Origin of the sequence: Shewanella sp. SM69, from assembly GCF_025653985.1 — a bacterium.
Taxonomy (GTDB): domain Bacteria; phylum Pseudomonadota; class Gammaproteobacteria; order Enterobacterales; family Shewanellaceae; genus Shewanella; species Shewanella oncorhynchi.
The window spans coordinates 1-20,129 of sequence record NZ_JAKKRV010000013.1 but is presented as its reverse complement, the minus strand read 5'-3'; the positions used below and the strand labels follow the sequence as shown (position 1 = coordinate 20,129).

The window sequence follows — 20,129 nt, the reverse complement described above, 5'->3', positions numbered from 1 at the left end:
AGCCTTAAAACTGTCGATTCTGCTATGATCCCATCCCTTTCTGTCGACTTGTTTGGATATTGCGCAAAGATGAAACTCAATCCCGCCCAAAACGATGCTGTTCATTATGTTTCAGGCCCTTGCCTAGTCTTGGCGGGTGCGGGTAGTGGTAAAACGCGCGTAATTATCAATAAAATCGCTTACTTGGTCGAAAAGTGTGGCTATAAGGCGCGCAATATCGCGGCGGTGACCTTTACCAATAAGGCTGCCCGCGAGATGAAAGAGCGGGTCGCTCAGTCGATGGGCCGCAAGGAAGCCAGAGGTCTGTGGATTTCAACCTTCCACACTTTAGGGCTTGAGATCATTAAACGTGAGCATAAGGTCTTAGGCTTAAAGCCAGGCTTTTCGCTGTTTGATGATCAAGATACCTTGGCACTGCTCAAAGAGTTAACCCAAGACGAGTTGGATGAAGATAAAGATTTACTCAAAGCGCTCGCCAGTACGATTTCAAACTGGAAGGGTGGCTTAGTTATTCCCGAGCATGCACGCAAAATCGCTAAAGATGAGCAACAGCACTTATTTGCTATGTTGTATCAGCGTTATGCTCAACATATGAAAGCCTATAACGCTTTAGATTTTGACGATTTGATTCTGATGCCAACCTTATTGTTACGCCACCATGAAGAAGTGCGTACGCGCTGGCAAACCAAGATCCAATATTTGCTGGTGGACGAATATCAAGATACCAATACCAGCCAATATGAAATGGTAAAGCTGTTAGTGGGTGAGCGGGCGCGCTTTACTGTGGTGGGGGACGACGATCAGTCTATCTATTCATGGCGCGGTGCTAAGCCACAAAACCTCGTGTTATTGGGTAAAGATTTTCCGCAGCTTAAGCTGATTAAACTGGAGCAGAACTACCGTTCTAGCCAGCGGATCCTACGGGCTGCGAACATTCTTATCGCGAATAATCCCCATGTTTATGATAAAGCCCTGTTTAGCGAGCTTGCCTATGGTGAGCCGTTGCGGGTGCTGTTTGCCGCCAATGAGGAGCAAGAGGCTGAACGTGTTGTTGCCGAAATTGTGCGTCACAAGTTTGTCGGCCGTACTCAGTTTGGCGATTATGCGATTTTGTATCGGGGCAATCATCAATCACGGTTGCTCGAACGCGCACTGATGACGAACCGTATTCCTTATAAATTGAGTGGTGGTACATCATTTTTCGCCCGTGCTGAAATTAAAGACATCATGGGGTATTTGAAGTTAGTGGTGAATCCCGATGACGATAATGCTTTCCTGCGCATCGTGAATTTGCCTAAACGTGGCATAGGTCCATCAACCTTAGAGCGTTTAGGTAATTTTGCCAACGAGAAGCATATTTCTATGTTTGCGGCGATTTTTGAGCCTGAACTGAATCATCATTTACCGCCTGCGGCTATGTCATCTTTGTATCAGTTTGGTCGTTTTATTGTGGAGACTGGGGATCATGCCGAACGTGGTGAACCCGTCGAGGCGGTGAAGCATTTGATCCGTAAGATCAATTATGAAGATTACTTATACGAAACCAGCACCAGTGCCAAGGCCGCTGAAATGCGAATGAAGAATATCTCAGAGCTTTACCGTTGGGTGACTGAGATGCTCGCGGGTGATGAGTTAGATGAAGCTATGACTCTGCCAGAGGTGGTGACTCGATTGACGCTCAGGGACATGATGGAGCGCAATAGTGAGGATGAAGGCGGCGATCAGGTGCAGTTGATGACCTTGCATGCTTCTAAGGGCTTAGAGTTTCCCTTCGTGTTTATGGTTGGAGTAGAAGAGCGTATCTTGCCCCATCAAACCAGCATAGACGAAGATAACGTCGATGAGGAGCGTCGGTTGGCATATGTGGGTATCACTCGAGCTCAACGAGAGCTTTGGTTCACCCTCTGCCGCGAAAGGCGCCAATTTGGTGAAACCATGCGTTGTGAGCCAAGCCGTTTCTTACTTGAGTTACCTCAAGATGATGTGGTGTGGGAAAATCGTAAGCCACAACAAACGGAACAGGAGCGGATGCAAACGGGGCGGGCAAATATTTCTAGCTTAAGAGATATGTTTAAAAAATAGCGAGCGGTTTCGCTTACTATTCTTTTAAATCAGCTACTTATTTTTTACTAGGCATATTCGAGCTGAGCACATATCTGTGGTTGGGTTTCACATAAGGTAAAAGTGTCGGCTAAAGAAGCCCCCTGGCCCAGCTGATAACCCAGTTCACTGAAGATACGTTTTTGTTCAGGGTTATCAATGCCATCGACAAAGGTTTGAAGCTCTAGGGTTGATGCCGTTTTTTGATAGGCTGACATTAACTTAAGCTGTTGCTCGCCTTGTATTTGTTTGGTGAGGTTGGCATCGAGTTTTAAGCCTTTTATCGGCAGAAACAATAAGCTATTTAATGCACTATAGCCGCTACCGTACTGGCTGATACCGAGTTTTACCCCGAGCTTCTGCAACAATTCAAAGCCATTGATATGATTTTCAGTTTCCTGCACTAGGGCTTTTTCATTGAAGAATAACCACAAATGGCTCAGGTTTAACTGGGTTTGCTTGAGAGTGTTTTTCAAACTGCGCAGTACATGCTTATGCTTGAGATGTTGGCTCGAAAGCATGACATGTAATTCAACAGATTCATCATATTGCTTGAGGAGTTGGGGATAGCTGCTATCTATGATGTTGATCGTATATTTATCGAGCTCAACGGTAAGGTGTGACTGTTCAGCAAGCGTGCTAAGTTGTTCCTGCTGTAAGAGCCCACGCTGCGGATGTTGCCAGAACAGGCGGCTTTCTAATGCATGCACTTGACTTGTTTTAAAATTGACTACTGGTAAGTAACTAAGCTGGATTTCAGCATGGTGTAATGCATGTCTAAATTCAGTTTCTAACTCGACATCCTGCATGGCCTGATGTTGGGCGTTATCATCAAAAATAACATAGCAGCCTTTACCATTGGCTTTCGCCTGATACATGGCAGTATCTGCATTACGTAACATAGATTCACTGGTATCAATTCTGTGCTTGCCACTGATGGTGATACCGATACTGGCTCCAGAACTAAATTCCATTGTGCCAAGTCGATAGGGCTGGGATATTTTTTGGATCACTCTTTCTGATATATCTTTCGCGTCGTTGATGTTGTTAATGCTATCGAGCAGTATCACAAACTCATCGCCACCGAGTCGCGCTAAGGTGTCGTTATCACGAATGCAGGACTTGAGTCGGCTTGCCGTCTCAATTAAGAATTTATCACCCTCTAGGTGTCCCATAGTGTCGTTAATCTGTTTGAAGCGGTCGAGGTCGATAAACAGTAGGGCAAACTGTTCTAAGCTATGGCGACGAACATGCTTGATCGCTTGAGATAAACGCTCCATAAACATAGCGCGATTAGGCAGGCCTGTAAGTGCATCATGTTTGGCATCGTGAACTAGCTTGGCTTCCATACTACGGCGTTGTTGAATTTCTTTCTCAAGACTTTTATTCAGTTCGGCTAATGCTTTGGTACGATCAATAACCTTTTCTTCTAGCTCTTCATAACTGCGTTGTAAGGACTCTGCGGACAGCTTTTTCTCGATAGCTGAGCCTATATGTTGTGATACAAATGTCAGTAATTCTAAGTCTTTAACTTGGTAATTCTGTGTCATGCTAAAACTGTAAATCGTTAACGCACCACGAACTTGATCATGGATAAAAAGTGGGATTCCGATCCACTGATGCATGGTCTGAGTATGATTTAATGCTGGCGCTTGGGAATACAGTTCACCAGAGGCAATTAATGCATTGATACTGCTTTGATCTAGCAGTAGTGGGCGCTTATGTTTGAGCACATATTCGGTTAAGCCGTCTTGTAGCGGTCGAGTGCCTGGGTGCTTATTGGCTAATTGCGAGACATAAAAAGGAAACGTGAGGTGGGTTTCTGTGTCGTCTAATAGGGCGATATAGCAGTTATTGGCCGGAATTAAATGTCGAATAACATTATGCAATTGGGCATAAAAGTCTGGGTTGTCTGCACTGGAACTTGCTAGCTCGGCGATTTCGAACAGTGATTTTTGTAAGCGTTCAGCTCTACGCCGTTCATAGACTTCTAGTTTTAACTTATCGTAGGCTTGGCTGAGTTCTTTTGTCCTTTGCTGGATAGCTTGTTCTAATTGTTCTTGATGTTTTAGCCGTTCCATTACCCCAGCAATATGGTGACAAATGAACGTCATTAACTCGAGTTCGATTTCACCATAACTGATGTTTGTGTCATAGGTTTGCACCACTAACACACCCGTTACTATGTCATCTTGTTTGATGGGCACGCCCAGCCACAGATGACAGGGAGAACCTAAATTAACAATTTCTCCAGCGGCAATCAGTTCATTGACTGTGTCATTGTTACACAACAAAGCTTTCCCAGTTCTGAGTACGTAGCCTGTTAATCCTTGCTGTAATAATGTAGATAGTGATTGTTCAGGATAAAGCTCCGCTGGATGGGCATCTTTCTCATCAGCGAAAAAGGGGATGGCAAGTTCACCTGTGTGAGTATCTAGGGTTGAAATAAAAAAATTATCAGCGGGAATGAGCTGTTTTAGATGGCTATGTACGCCGACATAGAATTCTTCGAGTGAAGAAGCATGAGTCGCAATATTGGATATTTCGAGTAATGCGTTTTGAATGATCTCAGCATGCTTATATTTATGCGCTAATTGTTTTAAGCGAATAATTTTTTTGCGTAAGCGTTCAATTTCACTCACACGTGGCTGGCCAGTTTCATCTTCATCCTTAAACATGATACTCACTAGTTAAATATATGTTTGCTTTTACCAAAGTCTATAATTAGCATGAAATACTGTAACATCCAAGTCATATTTTGGCTGCATTCCGCTTTAAAAGTCAGCTAATGTGATAAAACTTGAGCAGTCAGTAAAAAAAGTGCAAAACAGCTATAGACTCAAAGGGGATTTGACCCTAGTATATGCGGCGCTAACCAAGGCGAGCGCCCATAGCTCAGCTGGATAGAGCGCACCCCTCCGGAGGGTGAGGCCGAAGGTTCGAATCCTTTTGGGCGCACCACTTCCGAATAGAGTTGTGAGCTTTAAGGTTAGCAAAGTAAGTGAAAATCAGTGGTGATTGTAGCTCAGTTGGTAGAGTCCCGGATTGTGATTCCGGTTGTCGTGGGTTCGAGCCCCATCAGTCACCCCATTCATTTACTTTGATATAAAGATTTTCATTCTCGGTGATTAGCGCAGTCCGGTAGCGCATCTGGTTTGGGACCAGAGGGTCAGAGGTTCGAATCCTCTATCACCGACCAAATTCTTCGCGTGACTAGCGAGCTTAATGTAAGTTAAGTAAATAGTTAATGTTTTACGGTGATTAGCGCAGTCCGATAACGCATCCTGATGTTTTGGATGAAAGTGGACGAGAGGGTGAACCCTCTAAGCGTATGTAAACAATAGTACAAAATTTACGGTGATTAGCGCAGTCCGGTAGCGCATCTGGTTTGGGACCAGAGGGTCAGAGGTTCGAATCCTCTATCACCGACCAAATAAGTAGAAAAGCCTCAGCATTCATTAATGAATACACTGAGGCTTTTTTGCATTGGCGAAATGAAACTTACTCACTGGCATTATAATGTTTGTTGTTGCTTGATAGCGCATCCTCAACGAGTATAGAAGTTGGCCACAGTTCTTATTTACACCTGGCAGACTTGCAGAACTGCATCGGCATAGTCACTCAACCGTAGAAAAACAAAAAGCTCCTTACGGAGCTTTTTGTTTGCAAAATTACTTCTTAATAGTACGGCTTAGTCAAGATTCACTGGCGGGGCGATAAAGCCTTGATAGGCATCTGTTCTAAGCTCGTTAAAACGTTCTAGCTGAGCCTTTTCTTGAATACCCGTCACTATGACTTGAATGTCCAATCCTTTTGCTACGTTGATTAGGGCGCGGCACAATTCGCTATTGTGGTGTGTCTCATCATAGTAGGCGAAGGATTGATCCAGCTTCACATAGCTAGGTCTTAATTCCTGTAGATAAGACATAGAGCCAAACTGACGACCAAAGTGGTCAATACCAAACTTAGCACCGTTATCGCGAATGATGTTACATAAGTGCTGGCATGACTTAAGATCACTATAAACACCAGCCTCAGGGATTTCGAAGCAGATGCGCTCAATAAATGTGGCATTTCGCAAAAATTGATTTAGCCATTCATGGAACTGAGGATCGTTAATACTTTGGTGGGTTAAGTTAATTGCGAGCGGTTCATAGCTCCGCTCGAGCAGTTTTTGCTCGTAGACAGTTTCAATTAAGCATTTATCGAGTAAGGCACCAAGTGATAATAATTCGATATACGGCATAAATTGCCCTGCATGGGCGAGTTGATCGCCAAGCTCTAATTGGCAATACAATTCCCGTTGCGCTATGCCATCACCATCGCAAAATTGGATGGGTTGCCATCTAAACTTAAACTTCTTATTGCTGATAGCATGGCTGAGGTTATCGCGCCATTGCTCGCGGGTGAATAATTGCTGCTCTGTGGTTTCAAACCAGTGGAAGGTTTTATTTTCTTGTAACGCTTTTTGAAGGGCATTGTCGGCTTGGGCCAAAATATCAGATACATTCATTTGCCCAATACGTTCTGCAATACCGATAGCAAAGTCTTCGTTGGGCTTACAGCCTGCTTTTGACATTTCTTGATTGATGGTACGGATAAGTGTTTGTAAATATTTACTGATCTGATCGTGTTCAACATCGGTCACTAAAAATGCAAATTCATAGGCGGCAATACGCCCTATGACCGAAGGCGTTATTTCGTTTAATTGCTGTTGAAACTTTTCTGCGAGGATCCGTATGGTTTCATCTCGAACTTGATAGCCATATTTACTGTGCACTTCTTCGAGCCAGTCGAGCTTGGCGAGGAATAAAGCGCCGCTGCTAGGTTCACTTAACCAACCATTTAAACGGCTTACTACATATTGGCGGTTAGGCAGGCCTGACGCCGGATCGACAAGATTCTTCTTACGTAACGCGCCAACCTCTTCGTCAAGAGAATGGAACACTTGTTTCAATTGAGCTGACATGCTGTTAAATGCAGTCACTAAGTCTTTTAATTCGGTGGTTTTGGGGAGTGCCATGTCTGGACCAAATTGGCGTGCTGCGATACTTTTTGCGTGTTCAGACAGGGTGTGGAGAGGTTTCAATATCCATGTTAAGCCTACTCTTGCTGTAAAAATAGCAACGAGAAAAAGTAGTGAGAAGGCGATGATGGTATTGGACATGATTCGCCATAGTTCATGATAACCAAAACCAGGATGAGCAGTGATTTCAAGCTGTGCTAGCTGCAGCCAACCCGAGGTGATAGTGCTTTGTTTTTTTATGGTTTTAAACAGATCTAGATTGATAAACCATTGAGGGACATCTTCAATTTTTAAAGGATTATTCCACTCTTGTTGCTTACCATCGACCATCCAAGTCAATTTTACATTTTGATAGTAACCACCTTCAAAAATAACATTCACTAAGGTTTCTGCCGCTGCGGTATCGCCGGCTTCGAGTGCTGGGGTAAGCATTAGACCGAGTGAAGTGCTGGCATTGTTTAGATCGGACTCCATTTGCTTTGTTAAAAAGCTTTGAGTCTCAGTGAATTGCACATAGCCAAGGCTTGCAACTACAAGCAAGAACAGGCTAAAAAGCAGCGAATAAATCTGTCTAAACAGTGTCATTTTTGGTGCTACTCCAGTTTTAATTTTGGTTGCCTAAGACGGTCAACACCTAATCTATGGTTAAGATCGTTCCATTTTTCTAATCGTTTTGAGGACCCTGCCAGTACGCCTCGACCTTGCTCTTTATTGAGCCATAACTGTTTACCGTTAAAGCTATAAACAGGCAGTAGATCTTTTCTTTTTGTGGCGGGTTTTATTTCATGGTCAAGATTATCGAGCACTAAAGGAATTGATGATGGTGTTTCATAGTAAGCCAATACCATATGGTATTGATTAACCGTAGTGGCTTTAACCATAGTGATCCGCATCTTGTCCTCTTGAACACCAAGTTGGAGTAGGGTGAAGTATTTTGCGATCGAAAAGTCTTCGCAATCACCGCCATTCACACCAATAAACTCCATCGGCGTTGCCCAATAATTCGAGTCTCCCCATAATTTACTGTCATCCACAAAACGGAATAAATTAAAAAAGTTATTCACCTTCAATAACTTTTCTTTTTCATCTAGCGTACTCGCTTCCGATAACACTTTGAACCAAGCCCTTGCTCGCATTCCAGCACGTTCGCCGTAATGTTTTTCTAGGGTTGAAGTTATCTTCACTTCATCAAGGTTTTGTGTGGGGGCCGCATATAGGCAACATATGCCTAAGGCTGACGCTATTAGGCTAAAGCGGCAGACTCGCAATAATGAATCTTTATAATCAAGTCTGCCGTTCATAACCTAATGTGTTAGTCCTTTATTTTGAGTTGTCATCGACCGAGTAAATTGTCCATTTCATGTCTGCTGCCGTATCATCACCAGTGACTTCTGCAACAACACGACGGTTACGAATTTCTGCTTCTGGCGTCTGTTCTAAAACAATTGGGCGGCTAGAACCATATCCAATAGCAGTTAATCGACTTCTATCAATACTAAAGCGTTCAGCCAGTACTGCGGTGACAGCATTTGCACGTTCTTGAGATAATACTGTATTTCGTTCATCGGTTCCTGTGCGACTCGTGTGACCTTCGATAGTCACTTTGGTCGTTGGATACTGACGTAGAAAAATAGCCACCTCTTCAATTTGAGGATAGTACTCAGGCGCAATATAAGCAGAGTCATTCGGGAATAAAATATTTATTTCCTTTCGCTCGTTAATCGCTTTTATTTTGCCACAGCCATAGTTATCAATACCTGCCCCTTGGGCCGTGTCGTTGCAGCGTTCACGGGCTTCAATGACACCATCGCTATCTTTATCAGATAGATCATAGGTTTGAGTTGTGACCATTTCGTCAATATTAACCGTATCGCGCATCGAACAACCAGCTAAAAGAGTGACACTTAGAAAAAATGTGAGAGTTTTCATTTGTTAGCTCCTCCTTCATAATTGCGCTCTCCGCGCCACGCATCAGGTCTAGTGACTTTAAGTGAGTCTAATAATCGCCCTGTAGAATTGAGCACGCGATACTTAGCAATAACTTCATCATATTCAGCTTGTAAGTAGTCTTTACGCGCCTCGAAGAGCTCATTTTCGGTATCTAATAAGTCGAGTAGGCTGCGTTGGCCTAAGTTGAACTGTTGTGCATAGGCTGTTTGAGTATCCTTTGCGGCCACGACATGATCGCGAATATATTGTTTTTGCGGCGCTAGCATTTCAAATGCGTTCCAAGCTAGGTTTACCCCTTCAACAACTTCACGTTGGGCACGTTGGCGGATTTCTTTCGCTTCACCCAACTTGTAAGCAGTTTCTTTTTCACGGGCAAGATCTTTACCACCCGCAAATAAGTTGTATCTCACCCTCACCATGGCGACGAGATCGTTACTATGACCACCCACATCACTGCGGAAAGCACCAGCACCTGATATTCCATCTTCGCCGCTGATATCGTTATTCCAGCTACCATTTAGTTCTAAAGAAACCTGAGGGTAGTAATTGGATTGTACTGAAGAGCGTTCATTTTCAGCGGCACTAATATCGTTTGCTGCAGATTTGAGTATGGGGTGATTCTCTTGCGCAACAATAATGCCAGAGCTAAGATCCTTTGGCAGCATGTCTGCATCTGGCACTGGTAATATTAAGTCTGCCGGAGCCGACGCTACAATTTTGACGTACTGTGCTTTTGCATCAAGTAAATTGTTGCGAGCAGAAATAACGTTAGCATTAGCACGCGCCAAACGTCCCGAGATTTGCGATAGATCTGCGATTGAGCCTAAACCTGAGTCAGTACGTTGTTTAATCTGGTCATAAATTTCTTTATGGCTGTTAAGGTTTTTCTCGGCTAATTTTAACACTTCATCGGTGCGTAAATAGTTGAGATAGACTTTACTGACATCGAGTGCCATATCTTCAGCGGCAGCAAGCAGTGCCCACTGGTCTGCGCTAGCTTCAAAACTATAACGATCAACTTCACTGCTGGTGTAGAAACCATCGAAAAGCATTTGTTTTATGCTAACACCAAACTCTCCGGGATTTAATTCAGCCACCCCTTTGCTATCGACTTCGCCGATATTGGGTCGTCTACGTGTCGATACGCTGTCGGTTTGTTCATAACCGTAGCCACCATTGACATCAATAGTTGGCATATAGCCTGCTATCGCTTGATTAACTTGTTCTTCTCGCGCTTTAAAGCGGTTGAAGGCCACTCGTAAATCTGGGTTTGTATCTAGCGTATGTGCAACGGCTTGTTCTAACGTCTGACTTTGAGCCGATAAAGGTAACAGGATTAATGACAGCACTATGGCTATCTTTGAACATTGAAATTGTCGTATTGCTGAAGTCTTCATGACCAACCTCCCGGTTTATAAAAAAGGCTTAGTGCTCTCTGAGCGCTGTGTCCTTAGCCCTTAAAATTGGATTTAAAATGTACTCAAGTATGGATCTTTGCCCCGTGATAACGTCAACTGAAGTTAACATTCCCGGAATAATTGGCATCTGTGTGCCATCGTTTTTGGTTAAACTAGATTCTGCAGTTCTAACTCTGATGAGATAGTAGCTATTGCCTTCTTCATCTTGAGAAGTGTCGGCACTAATATGTTCGACAGTTCCTTTAAGGCCGCCATAGCGGGTAAAATCATAGGCGGTAATTTTTACTACGGCGGGTAATCCTGGATGTAAGAAAGCGATATCTTTAGGCAAGATTTTAGTTTCTATCAGCAGTTGATCTTCCGACGGAACTATCTCGATAATATCGATCCCAGGTTGCACTACACCACCCAGTGTATTGATATGCGTGGTTTTAATGGTGCCATTAACAGGGGAGGTGATAATCGCCTTACTGACTTTATCCTGCGCGCCAACTTGTGCTTCATTCATGCGAGAGAGGCGGGTTTGAGTTTCATTGAGCTGTGCGCGCAGTTCTGCAGCGTAAACAAATACGGCTTCACGGCGTTTTAAGATAGCCTCGTCTAATGCAGCTTTCACTTTAGGGCGGAGTAAACGCATTGAATTCAATTCACCTTGCAAGTCGTTTACCGTGCGTTCGAGTTTGAGTAACTCAACTTCAGGAACAATACCTTTTTTGGCTAAAGGTCGAGTGAGTTCAAGCTCGCGGGATATTAGCTGCATGCTCGTCGTTAATGTTGTTGTTTTAGAGGCGAGATCATCAATTTCTTGCTGTCTTTGCTGAATTTGACGTACGAGGATCTCAAGTTGGTTACTTAAGTTATCTAAGCGCCCGTTGTATTCCTCTTGTTGTCTTTTCACTAAGGCGGGTTCCGCAGCAATGATAGCCTCAGGGAATATCAATGCTTCTTTAGTGATAAGCACTTGCTCACGCCAATCAGAGGTCATGTCTGATATCAGAATGCTGTCGAGTTCGGCGCGCATGCGGATAGCATTGGTTTTTAAGCCATAAACCTCTTGCTCTTGTTGAGCAAAGTCGGAGCGAAAGCGGGTATCATCAATACGCACTAAAGGCTGCCCTTTTGTGACTATCTCACCTTCTTGAACGTAGAGTTCTTGCATTATGCCGCCATCTAGACTTTGGATCACTTGAACTTGCGATGAAGGAATCACTTTTCCCGTTCCAGTAGTAACCTTATCTAATTGAGCAAACCCCGCCCACAGTAAAAAACACACTACCATAGCAGCAAGTGCCCATATGATTAATCTGTGTCCGCTGGGAGCGTCTGTCATCATGGCGCCATAGACATCATCAACCATGTCTAAGTCGTTTGTTGTTAAATGTTTACTCATCTTTTAGCCTCTCCGTTCACTAGGCCAAAATTGAGTTTTTCTAGCACTTCTGCTTTAGGTCCATCGGCAACCACATGGCCGCGTTCAAGTACAATAATGCGGTCGACGAGTTGCAATAAATGCATCTTGTGGGTAATAAGAATTAACGTTCTATCTTTGCTGACATTTTGCATTGAACGAATAAATTGTTGTTCAGCGCGAGCATCTAAACTCGCCGTAGGCTCATCCATAAGTAACACTGGGGGATCATTCAGTGTGGCGCGAGCAAGGGCGACAGTTTGTCTTTGTCCGCGACTGAGTGACATGCCGCCTTCGCCGACCTGTTGGTCTAGGCCTTCTGCTTCTAGGTTGGTGAATTGACTCACACCAGAAAGCTGTACCGCGCGGATGAGTTGATGTTCAGTGACTTGACGTGTACCAAATAAAATATTGTCGCGAATAGAACCATGGAATAGGGTGACATCTTGGGGTAAGTAGCCAAAATTACGACGTAAATCACTCGGATGAATCTGTGCTGAGTCTAAACCGTCGTAGCGCAAGCTTCCTGCCGTGGGTTGAAATAGCCCGACCAGTAGCTTAGCGAGCGTACTTTTACCTGAACCATTTCGACCGATAATGGCAATGCGTTCGCCAGGATTAATCGTCAGCGACATCGGATGCAACACAGGCTTTTCAGAACCTGGATAACTAAAACCGACATGATCAGCATTGATCTTGCCTATGAGTCTTTGTTTGCTAACTAAATGCCCTTTATTTTCAAACTCATCTTCTTGAGTCATGATTTCATTCAGTTGGCGTAGTGCACTGGCTGTGTGGTTTGCTCTCGTCATCAGGCCTGCAAGTTGTGCCATCGGTGAAATGGCACGGCTCGATAGCATGACCGCAGCAATAATTCCGCCCATAGATATCGCATTATCAGCCACACGATAAACGCCCAAAATCACCACGCAGACAACGGTAAATTGCACCGTAAAGTTCGCTACGTTCGATACAGAGTTGGAGAGCTTTTTTGACCTTAATTGCCAGTTTGCACTGTGGCCTATCATCTGTTGCCAGCTTTTTTGCACAATTCCTTCAGCACCATTAGCTTTAATTGACTCTAGCGCTGATAAGCTCTCAATTAAATGCCCATGTTTTAAGCTTGAAAATTTATTGCCTTCTTCGATTGCCGCTTTGAGTTTAGGTTGAATATAAAGCGTGAAGCCAATAATAATGATGCCGCCAATGACTGGAACTATAGCGAGATCACCAGCGACAATAAAAATAATAATTAAGAAAAATATCGCGAAGGGGAGATCGACTAAAGTAGTGATCGTTGCCGAAGTTAAAATTTCACGAATGTTATCGAATTCACCTAACTGTTTCGCCATGCCGCCGATACTAGGAGAACGTTTTTCTAGGGGAATACCTATCGCTTTAGCAAAAAGTCGCGAAGACACAATAATATCTACTTTTTTTCCTGCAACATCGATGAGGTAACTTCTAAGTTGCCGCATGATAAGATCGAACATATAAGCAATCGCCGCACCAATCGCTAAAACCCAAAGGGATTCAAAGGCGAGGTTTGGGACGACTTTGTCATACACATTCATAATAAATAACGGTGAAACTAAGGCGAATAAATTCACCAATACAGAAGCGATTAATGCATCACGATAAATGGGTGCTGAATCTTTGAGGGTTTGGACTAACCAGTGGGTTTTATTATCGTGTAGATAAACATCGAAGCCCATGTCGCCACGGTATTCTTGTTTGACTAAGAATAAATACCCCACATATAAGGCTTCGAGCGACTCAATTGTCAGTGTCTCTTCACCGCCCGTCTCGGGTAATTGAATAATTGCTTTATCTGATGCAACATCAAGTTCTCGCAATATACAGGCTTTTTTGTCTTTTAATAATAAAATACAGGGGAGCAATATAGGTGATACTTCGTTTAATCCTTTTCGAGATAGCTTAGCCGCTAGACCCGCTCTTGAAGCCGCCTGAGGTAATAAGTCAGGTGATAATACGGTACCTGACAAGGGTAAACCTGCCGCAAGCGAATCGCTCGAGCACGGATTGCCAAAATGCTCAGTGAGTAACACTAAACAATCCAGCAAAGGATCCACTAACACTCTTTGTGAGGCAGAAATGGTCCATTGATCAATTTTTTCAGAAGCTGCAGCAGACACCTAATTACTTATCCTTTGGATTTTTATATGGTTATGGCAAGTATCGGTCATGATGGCCTATATTTCTATAGGCCATCCAAACGATTTTATCTAAGGGATCACATTGCCATTGGTATTAGGATCATCAGTAAATTTAGTTAATCCCTGCGGTGTTTCTGGATTTACAGGCTGGGTATCGATAATTAACGGCCCACTACCATTGGTACCGAGTAAGCCATTAATAATACCCGCATTATCAGTTGCACCATATTGGCTATAGAGGTTAACCCCATCAAGCACAATATGTTGATCAATAACTCCATCTTTATTTGCATCTATATCGATAACGGTAGAGCCATTGCTATCTAGGCTAAAGTTCAGATAGCTTTCTAAAGTATTAGCCGTTTCTCCTTGGAGTAAATCACTCAGATCAAGCTTATCTTCACTTACATTGAAGTCCATGATGTGGTCAGTACCTTGGTCTGCATCCGTATAGCGCCATACGAAGGTGTCAGCGCCGCTATCACCACGCAGGACGTCATCACCGAGTCCACCAATTAAGGTGTCGTTACCGTCTCCACCACGAAGTGCATCGTTGTGGCTACCACCATCAATATAATCATTACCAGTATGACCATAGAGAATGTCAGAGCCAGATTGACCATAAATTCGGTCATCACCGCTGCCAGCATTTACAATATCAGCGTTATGTGAAGCGACATCATTAGCCAATAATAGGCCGTTACTATCAACCATTCTGTTAGAGCCAGTTAATTCGCCCGTCATAATATGGTGATTTAGGAGCGTATTGACTGATAGCTCAAGAGCATCATCGGAACCATATCCAGTCGAGCCTGTTTTACCCGCATAGATAACATCGTTGCCTTTGCCGGTTTCAATATGATCGTTACCCTCGCCGCTATTAACGATTTGGGTATCCGTAGAGCTATAGCTCTTATTGTTAGCTCCAGAAGCAATAACCTCTTTGCCGTTACTGTTTGTGATGATACCGCTTTGGCCACCACCAAAACTGACGTTCAATATTTTTTGGTTTTGGTTATTAGCATTTTCACCATTAACAACGACCATAGTGTCATTCAGACTAGAGCCTTGAGTGGTAATAAGGTTGGCGTCCGCAATATTAATACCATCGCTATTGACGGGATTAACGTTGATTTTCAAGGTTGCACTTGATACATCACCGTCACTATCACGAATGGTATAAGTGAAGGTTTCTACCGCTCCTACTGTTGGTAATTGGCTTGCATTCGCTGTGAGTTGGTACTTATAGGTACCATCTACATTTAGTACCAGAGTGCCATATAAGCCCGTTATGGTTGAACCTACTTGCCCAGATACCCCGCCTGTATTGGTAAGATCGCCCTTGGCTACCCCAATAATGGTCAATGGACCATCAGCTCCAACTACATCGTTTGTCAATACATTACCGTCAGTGTTTGGTAAGGTATACCCATTACCAGCAACCATACGTACAACCAGTTGGTAACTTGTCGCAGCATCTTCATTCGTGTAGATAGATGTGACAATGTTGCCATTAGTGTCTTTAAATCCAATAACTTGCATTGTGTATACTTGACCTTCATAGTTGAAGGTCACACTAGTTTGCCCTACAGTGACAATATCGCGTGAAGCAATTGGGTCGTTCGTATTAGGTGTTTCGTTATGATTGAAGTTAAGTGTTAAGGTTACAGGTGTGGTTACTCCGTATGCATCTGTGACGTTAAAGGTCACTTGCATTGTGGCTGCAGTAATAGATGTACCTGATGTAATTGAATAATTGTAGTGGGTAAATGTACCCAAAACGATATCCTGGTTGAGCGATAGCGAGCCCTGTAAAGCTGCATCGTTATCCAAAAAGCCATAGCCTGATTGGCTTCCATACCAACTAGATGGGTCACCCCAACGAATCTGATCTAGGCCTGTATCGTTATCTGGACCATCATATTTAGTGATATTTGTACCACCAGTAGTACCTTGCCAATTAGCAACAACTCCAGAAAACTTAAATGAGTCAACAACAACATCTAGTTGGTCTGTATCATTTTTTGCAATATCCACATCATCAGCAACATTAACAATGACAGTGGAATGTGCTGTATTACCCGCACCATCGATAGCAACAACTTTAATTCCATTTACCGTAAGATTATCCACATTTACGCTGTGGGGTAAATTAGTGAGTAATTCTGCGGTAACTGTGACATCTCCCTGTTCTCCTGCATTAATACGATCCCAATCTAAAGTTAAGCGAAGTGCTTCGCGTCCATAAACGGTACCGATTAATTGACCTGCGGCATTTATCACCCAATGAATTTGAGCATTAATACCAGTTACGGAAATACTACTAAAATCACCAAATTGGAAGCTACCAATGGAGTTGCTACCGGACTTAAAGCTGAGTGTTTGTACGCTCATATCAGGGGCGCCAGCCTGCAAGTCAGCTTCGTTAAGGCTTGCAATAGCGTTAGTGGTTAGAGCAACAGGTGCGATTGGGGTTGTATTGGGTGCTTCAAGATGGACGTTAAATCCGCCAGTATTAGTATCACCATCACTATCTGTGACTGTTACATCAAAATGTAAATCGACATTTTGAGTTGAGCTCACAATTGTCTGTGCAGTTGTGCCAGTAAATTGGAAGTTTGTCCCTGCTAAAGCTGATAATTCAATATAACCAATCGAACCTAAGTTCTGGATGACTTGGCCGCTGGTAATATTTCCTTCACCTAGCAGATTACCTTGTTCATCATAGGCTTTAAAATGAATTGATGTCGCGCCTGTAAAATTAAAACTCGCAGTCGCAGCATCTTCAGAGTAATTAACAATTAAAACTTCGTTACCACTAACACTTGGATTGTCAACTCCAAAGCCGTTGTTGGTGCCATTGACACGGCCAAGATCACCATTTTGATCTCGGGCGGTAAGTGTGAATGCAATATTCTCCCCTGATGGGATTTTAGAAATATCGTTATAGACACCATAGCCACTCGCTGAGTTATTGCTCGTGACGTAGACAGCGTCACCGATACCGCCCTGTCCACCAACTAAGCCTGCGATTTGGATAGTCGAAAGTTCATCAATGCTTTGATTGATATCGAAAGTGTACTCATTGCTATTAGAATCAGTCGTTAATGTAAATATTAACGTTTGGTTGGCTGCTCCCGTATAGGCAGAGGCTGTACCATTGGTATCTGTATATGCAATAAGCACATTTGGATTAGCTGGATCAACGTAGTAAAAGACAGTTAATCCATCGGCCGTTATACCAGAGTTAGCGAATGTAACTGTTGTTCCATTCCATCCCGTAATATTCGTTGTAAGGCTTATGCTGTAATTATCATCAAGGGTATGATCATTACCATCGGCTCCAATAATATTGAGGGCGCCTACTATGTTGGCAGCAGTAGAGCTATTTACTCCAGAGGTACTTACAGGGTCGATGGAGATTAGATCGTCATTAATGACGATGCTTAAATTACCGGTCAAAATGCTACCATCGGCGCTAACAGCTTCAATAACAATACCATTGATCAGTGAATTTAGATTTGTGCCATCGAGAGCATTTACGTGTTTTATGTTATCGAGAAGTTCAACATTAATAGTGAGATCACCCGTTGTACCAGCAGCAATTGAGCCGCCGCTGAGGGTTAATTGAATCACGTCAATACCATCTATCGAACCTATTAGCGCGCCATTTGTGGCAATGGCCCACACTATGCTTACACCAGCAGCAAGGTTGGTCGCAGCGTTAATGGTGGACTCATTAAAACGGAACTGTGTCAGTGGTTGGTTTCCTGCGGTGAAACTAATTGTACTTGAGACAACATTAGGAATATTGTCACGAAGATCACTTTCATTAACAATGGTTTGGCGATTATCAGGCAGATAAATAGTTGCACTGTCAGAGCCGGAAGGAGAAGTATTTCCTGCAAAGTTTGTTTGGCTGGCGGTTACTGTAATGTTTTGGCCTGCCGCAGGTGTGCTTTCGGTCCAACTGATGACACCATTACTATAACTAAAACCTGTTGCTGGAGAACCATCTGCAAGTTGCAGTTCACCGTTGACCAGTTTGAGTTCGACATTGGTTGTTACACCACTGTTTGTAATAGTGAGATTGACATAGCCTCCAGCAGCAAAATCAGCAGCATCAATTTCGACTTGTATTTGAACGTCGTCATTTCCTACTTCAGTAGGACTTAAATACGAGTCATTATTAGTGTCATCGATAATGGTCACTTCTGGTGCAGAAGGTGGCGCTATGTATAACTGCGGAATAACCGAGAAAGAACCGTCGGTGTAGTCACCATCACGATCTGTTGCTCTTACTGTGAAATCAATATCGCCATCAGAAGGTTGGAGCATTTCTTGGTATTGGAAAAACTCCCAAGTGCCTGTTCCAGGCGTAAATTCTAATCTAAATACTAATTCACCATTTTCATCTATACCAGTAAGCGTATTTGCATTTTGAGTAATGGTAATTGTGCTGCCTGATGCTGTAAGCAGATTGTTTTCTGTACTGCCAGTCAACGTTAATGAGCCTTTACCATCAGCCCCCCACTCTGGGCTGATTACTCCCGTAGCAAAAGCGATTGCTGGAGGGGTTGGTGAACCAGTAAATTCAATTGCCGTTATTGTAAAATCACTATTATCGCTGCTGTGAGGCCCTTGACCATTATCTAGCGCCTTGATAACCATGGTATCAAATCCGCCTTGTAAGACTTGGAAATTAGCAGCATAGTCACCACTATTAGCGTCAGAGCTAAATGTTTGAGTGGCAATAAGCTGACCATCACGCCAGAACTCAACAATTCCTACTTCTAGCTCGCCGCCAAACATATGGGAAAACTGGATATTCACGCCGTAGGCAACAGTACCTGGATCGAGAGTAATGATGATTTCTTCAGATGCAGAACTTCCATCTGCAAATTTACGGAAATCGACTTCGTTCGCGAGATTATGATAAGGAGCCCCTACACTGCTAACTCCTATCCCGTTACCACTTCCATAGATTGCGGCATCAATTAAATTAGAGTTTGTTGAAGAGGTAAATCCTTTGGCTGTGATCGTAAAACCATCAAAATCAAGAAGATTGTTGTTGCCACTATAGCCAGTTAGAGAGAATAGACCGACTAAAGTATCAGGAATATCTATATTCGTTACTTCGACAGGGCTAATAGATGCGATTTCAGGTGCGTCATCTTCAACCGTAACACTAAAGCTACCTGTAGAGGTGCCACCATGATTATCATTAACAGTAATACCTATATCGAATGTAATAGTATCTTCAGATGTAGTGTCTGGATGATCAAGTGGTGCCTTTAAAGTCACATCATAGGTCCAATTGGAATCACCAGAAGTTGGAGCCGTTAGAACAACAGCCATTACTTCAACATAGGAAGATTCGCCAATAGTGCCCGTGTAGCCCATTAGTGTTTGTGTATTCGTATCCCAGAGCCAATTTACAGCTTGTCCACCTGACATTAATTCTGTTGGGCCAGAAAGTGAAACGGTTAAAGAGTCACCATCAATATCACTAATATTTATTGTGCCGCTAGCAGAAACATCATCTGTAGTATCAGAATTACCAATGTCATCTACTATACCGTTAAGTAGCCCCTCTTCAGATACCGTAGCATTTGATACGGAATTTATTACTGGATAGTCGTTCGCGCCGACAATGGTGATGGTCACGGTGTGGCTGGCGGTGCCATCGGCACTGGTGACCGTGATGTCACGGGTCAGGGTTTCACCCGCCTTGAGTGACTGCACGTCGCTGTGGCTGTTGTTTAAGGTGTAGGTCCAGTTACCGTCGGCATCRATGCTGAAGAAACCGTAGTTGCCATCGGCGACATTGGTTTGTACTTGGAAGACCGCTTCGCCGTTGTCGACGTCGGTGACGGTTAAGGTGCCAGCCACCGTTTGTACTGTGCCTGGCAGGGTGTCGGWATCGCCGTCTTCGGTGACGGTGCCGGCATCGCTGTCGCCGTTACCGACCGTRATGTCAGCGGGATCGTTCGCGCCGACAATGGTGATGGTCACGGTGTGGCTGGCGGTGCCATCGGCACTGGTGACCG

The 20,129-nt window shown here is 43.6% G+C and carries 9 protein-coding genes and 4 tRNA genes; 5 read left to right on the top strand and 8 right to left on the bottom strand.

Annotated features, from left to right (window positions below; genetic code table 11):
* Positions 1-69 precede the first annotated feature (69 nt).
* The gene (rep, locus tag L5M37_RS16610) at positions 70-2,082 is read left to right on the top strand and encodes a DNA helicase Rep (protein WP_263201272.1); all 2,013 of its coding nucleotides are present in this window, start codon (positions 70-72) and stop codon (positions 2,080-2,082) included.
* A gap of 47 nt (positions 2,083-2,129) precedes the next feature.
* On the opposite strand, the gene L5M37_RS16605 is transcribed toward rep, so the two are convergent.
* Positions 2,130-4,778, bottom strand: a complete 2,649-nt coding sequence (locus L5M37_RS16605) for a diguanylate cyclase domain-containing protein (protein WP_263201271.1) — start codon at positions 4,776-4,778, stop codon at positions 2,130-2,132.
* Between the two features lie 206 nt (positions 4,779-4,984).
* On the opposite strand from L5M37_RS16605, the gene L5M37_RS16600 reads away from it, so the two are divergent.
* From L5M37_RS16600 to L5M37_RS16585, 4 genes are all read left to right on the top strand, one after another.
* Positions 4,985-5,061, top strand: a tRNA-Arg gene (locus L5M37_RS16600).
* 53 nt (positions 5,062-5,114) lie between these two features.
* Positions 5,115-5,190 (top strand) — tRNA-His (locus tag L5M37_RS16595).
* A gap of 32 nt (positions 5,191-5,222) precedes the next feature.
* Positions 5,223-5,299 (top strand) — tRNA-Pro (locus L5M37_RS16590).
* Between the two features lie 156 nt (positions 5,300-5,455).
* Positions 5,456-5,532: transfer RNA gene (locus L5M37_RS16585), tRNA-Pro, on the top strand.
* 259 nt (positions 5,533-5,791) lie between these two features.
* Here L5M37_RS16585 and L5M37_RS16580 read toward each other — a convergent pair.
* The 7 genes from L5M37_RS16580 to L5M37_RS16550 form a co-directional block, all read right to left on the bottom strand.
* Positions 5,792-7,711, bottom strand: a complete 1,920-nt coding sequence (locus tag L5M37_RS16580) for an EAL domain-containing protein (RefSeq protein ID WP_105250451.1) — start codon at positions 7,709-7,711, stop codon at positions 5,792-5,794.
* Between the two features lie 8 nt (positions 7,712-7,719).
* Complete coding sequence (locus tag L5M37_RS16575; protein ID WP_105250450.1) at positions 7,720-8,427, bottom strand: transglutaminase-like cysteine peptidase; 708 nt, start codon at positions 8,425-8,427, stop codon at positions 7,720-7,722.
* Positions 8,428-8,446: 19 nt separating this feature from the next.
* The gene (locus tag L5M37_RS16570) at positions 8,447-9,055 is read right to left on the bottom strand and encodes an OmpA family protein (protein ID WP_105250449.1); all 609 of its coding nucleotides are present in this window, start codon (positions 9,053-9,055) and stop codon (positions 8,447-8,449) included.
* Entirely contained in the window at positions 9,052-10,473 is a 1,422-nt protein-coding gene (locus tag L5M37_RS16565) for a TolC family outer membrane protein (RefSeq protein ID WP_113940855.1), read from the bottom strand. Before L5M37_RS16565 ends, L5M37_RS16570 begins: the two co-directional genes overlap by 4 nt.
* A gap of 28 nt (positions 10,474-10,501) precedes the next feature.
* Positions 10,502-11,884 (bottom strand): HlyD family type I secretion periplasmic adaptor subunit, encoded by a 1,383-nt coding sequence (locus L5M37_RS16560; RefSeq protein ID WP_168825932.1) that lies wholly within the window; start codon positions 11,882-11,884, stop codon positions 10,502-10,504.
* Positions 11,881-14,058 (bottom strand): type I secretion system permease/ATPase, encoded by a 2,178-nt coding sequence (locus L5M37_RS16555; RefSeq protein WP_105250446.1) that lies wholly within the window; start codon positions 14,056-14,058, stop codon positions 11,881-11,883. Before L5M37_RS16555 ends, L5M37_RS16560 begins: the two co-directional genes overlap by 4 nt.
* A 90-nt stretch (positions 14,059-14,148) precedes the next feature.
* Positions 14,149-20,129: VCBS domain-containing protein (locus L5M37_RS16550; protein WP_263201270.1), on the bottom strand; the 5,981-nt coding region annotated here is incomplete at its 5' end.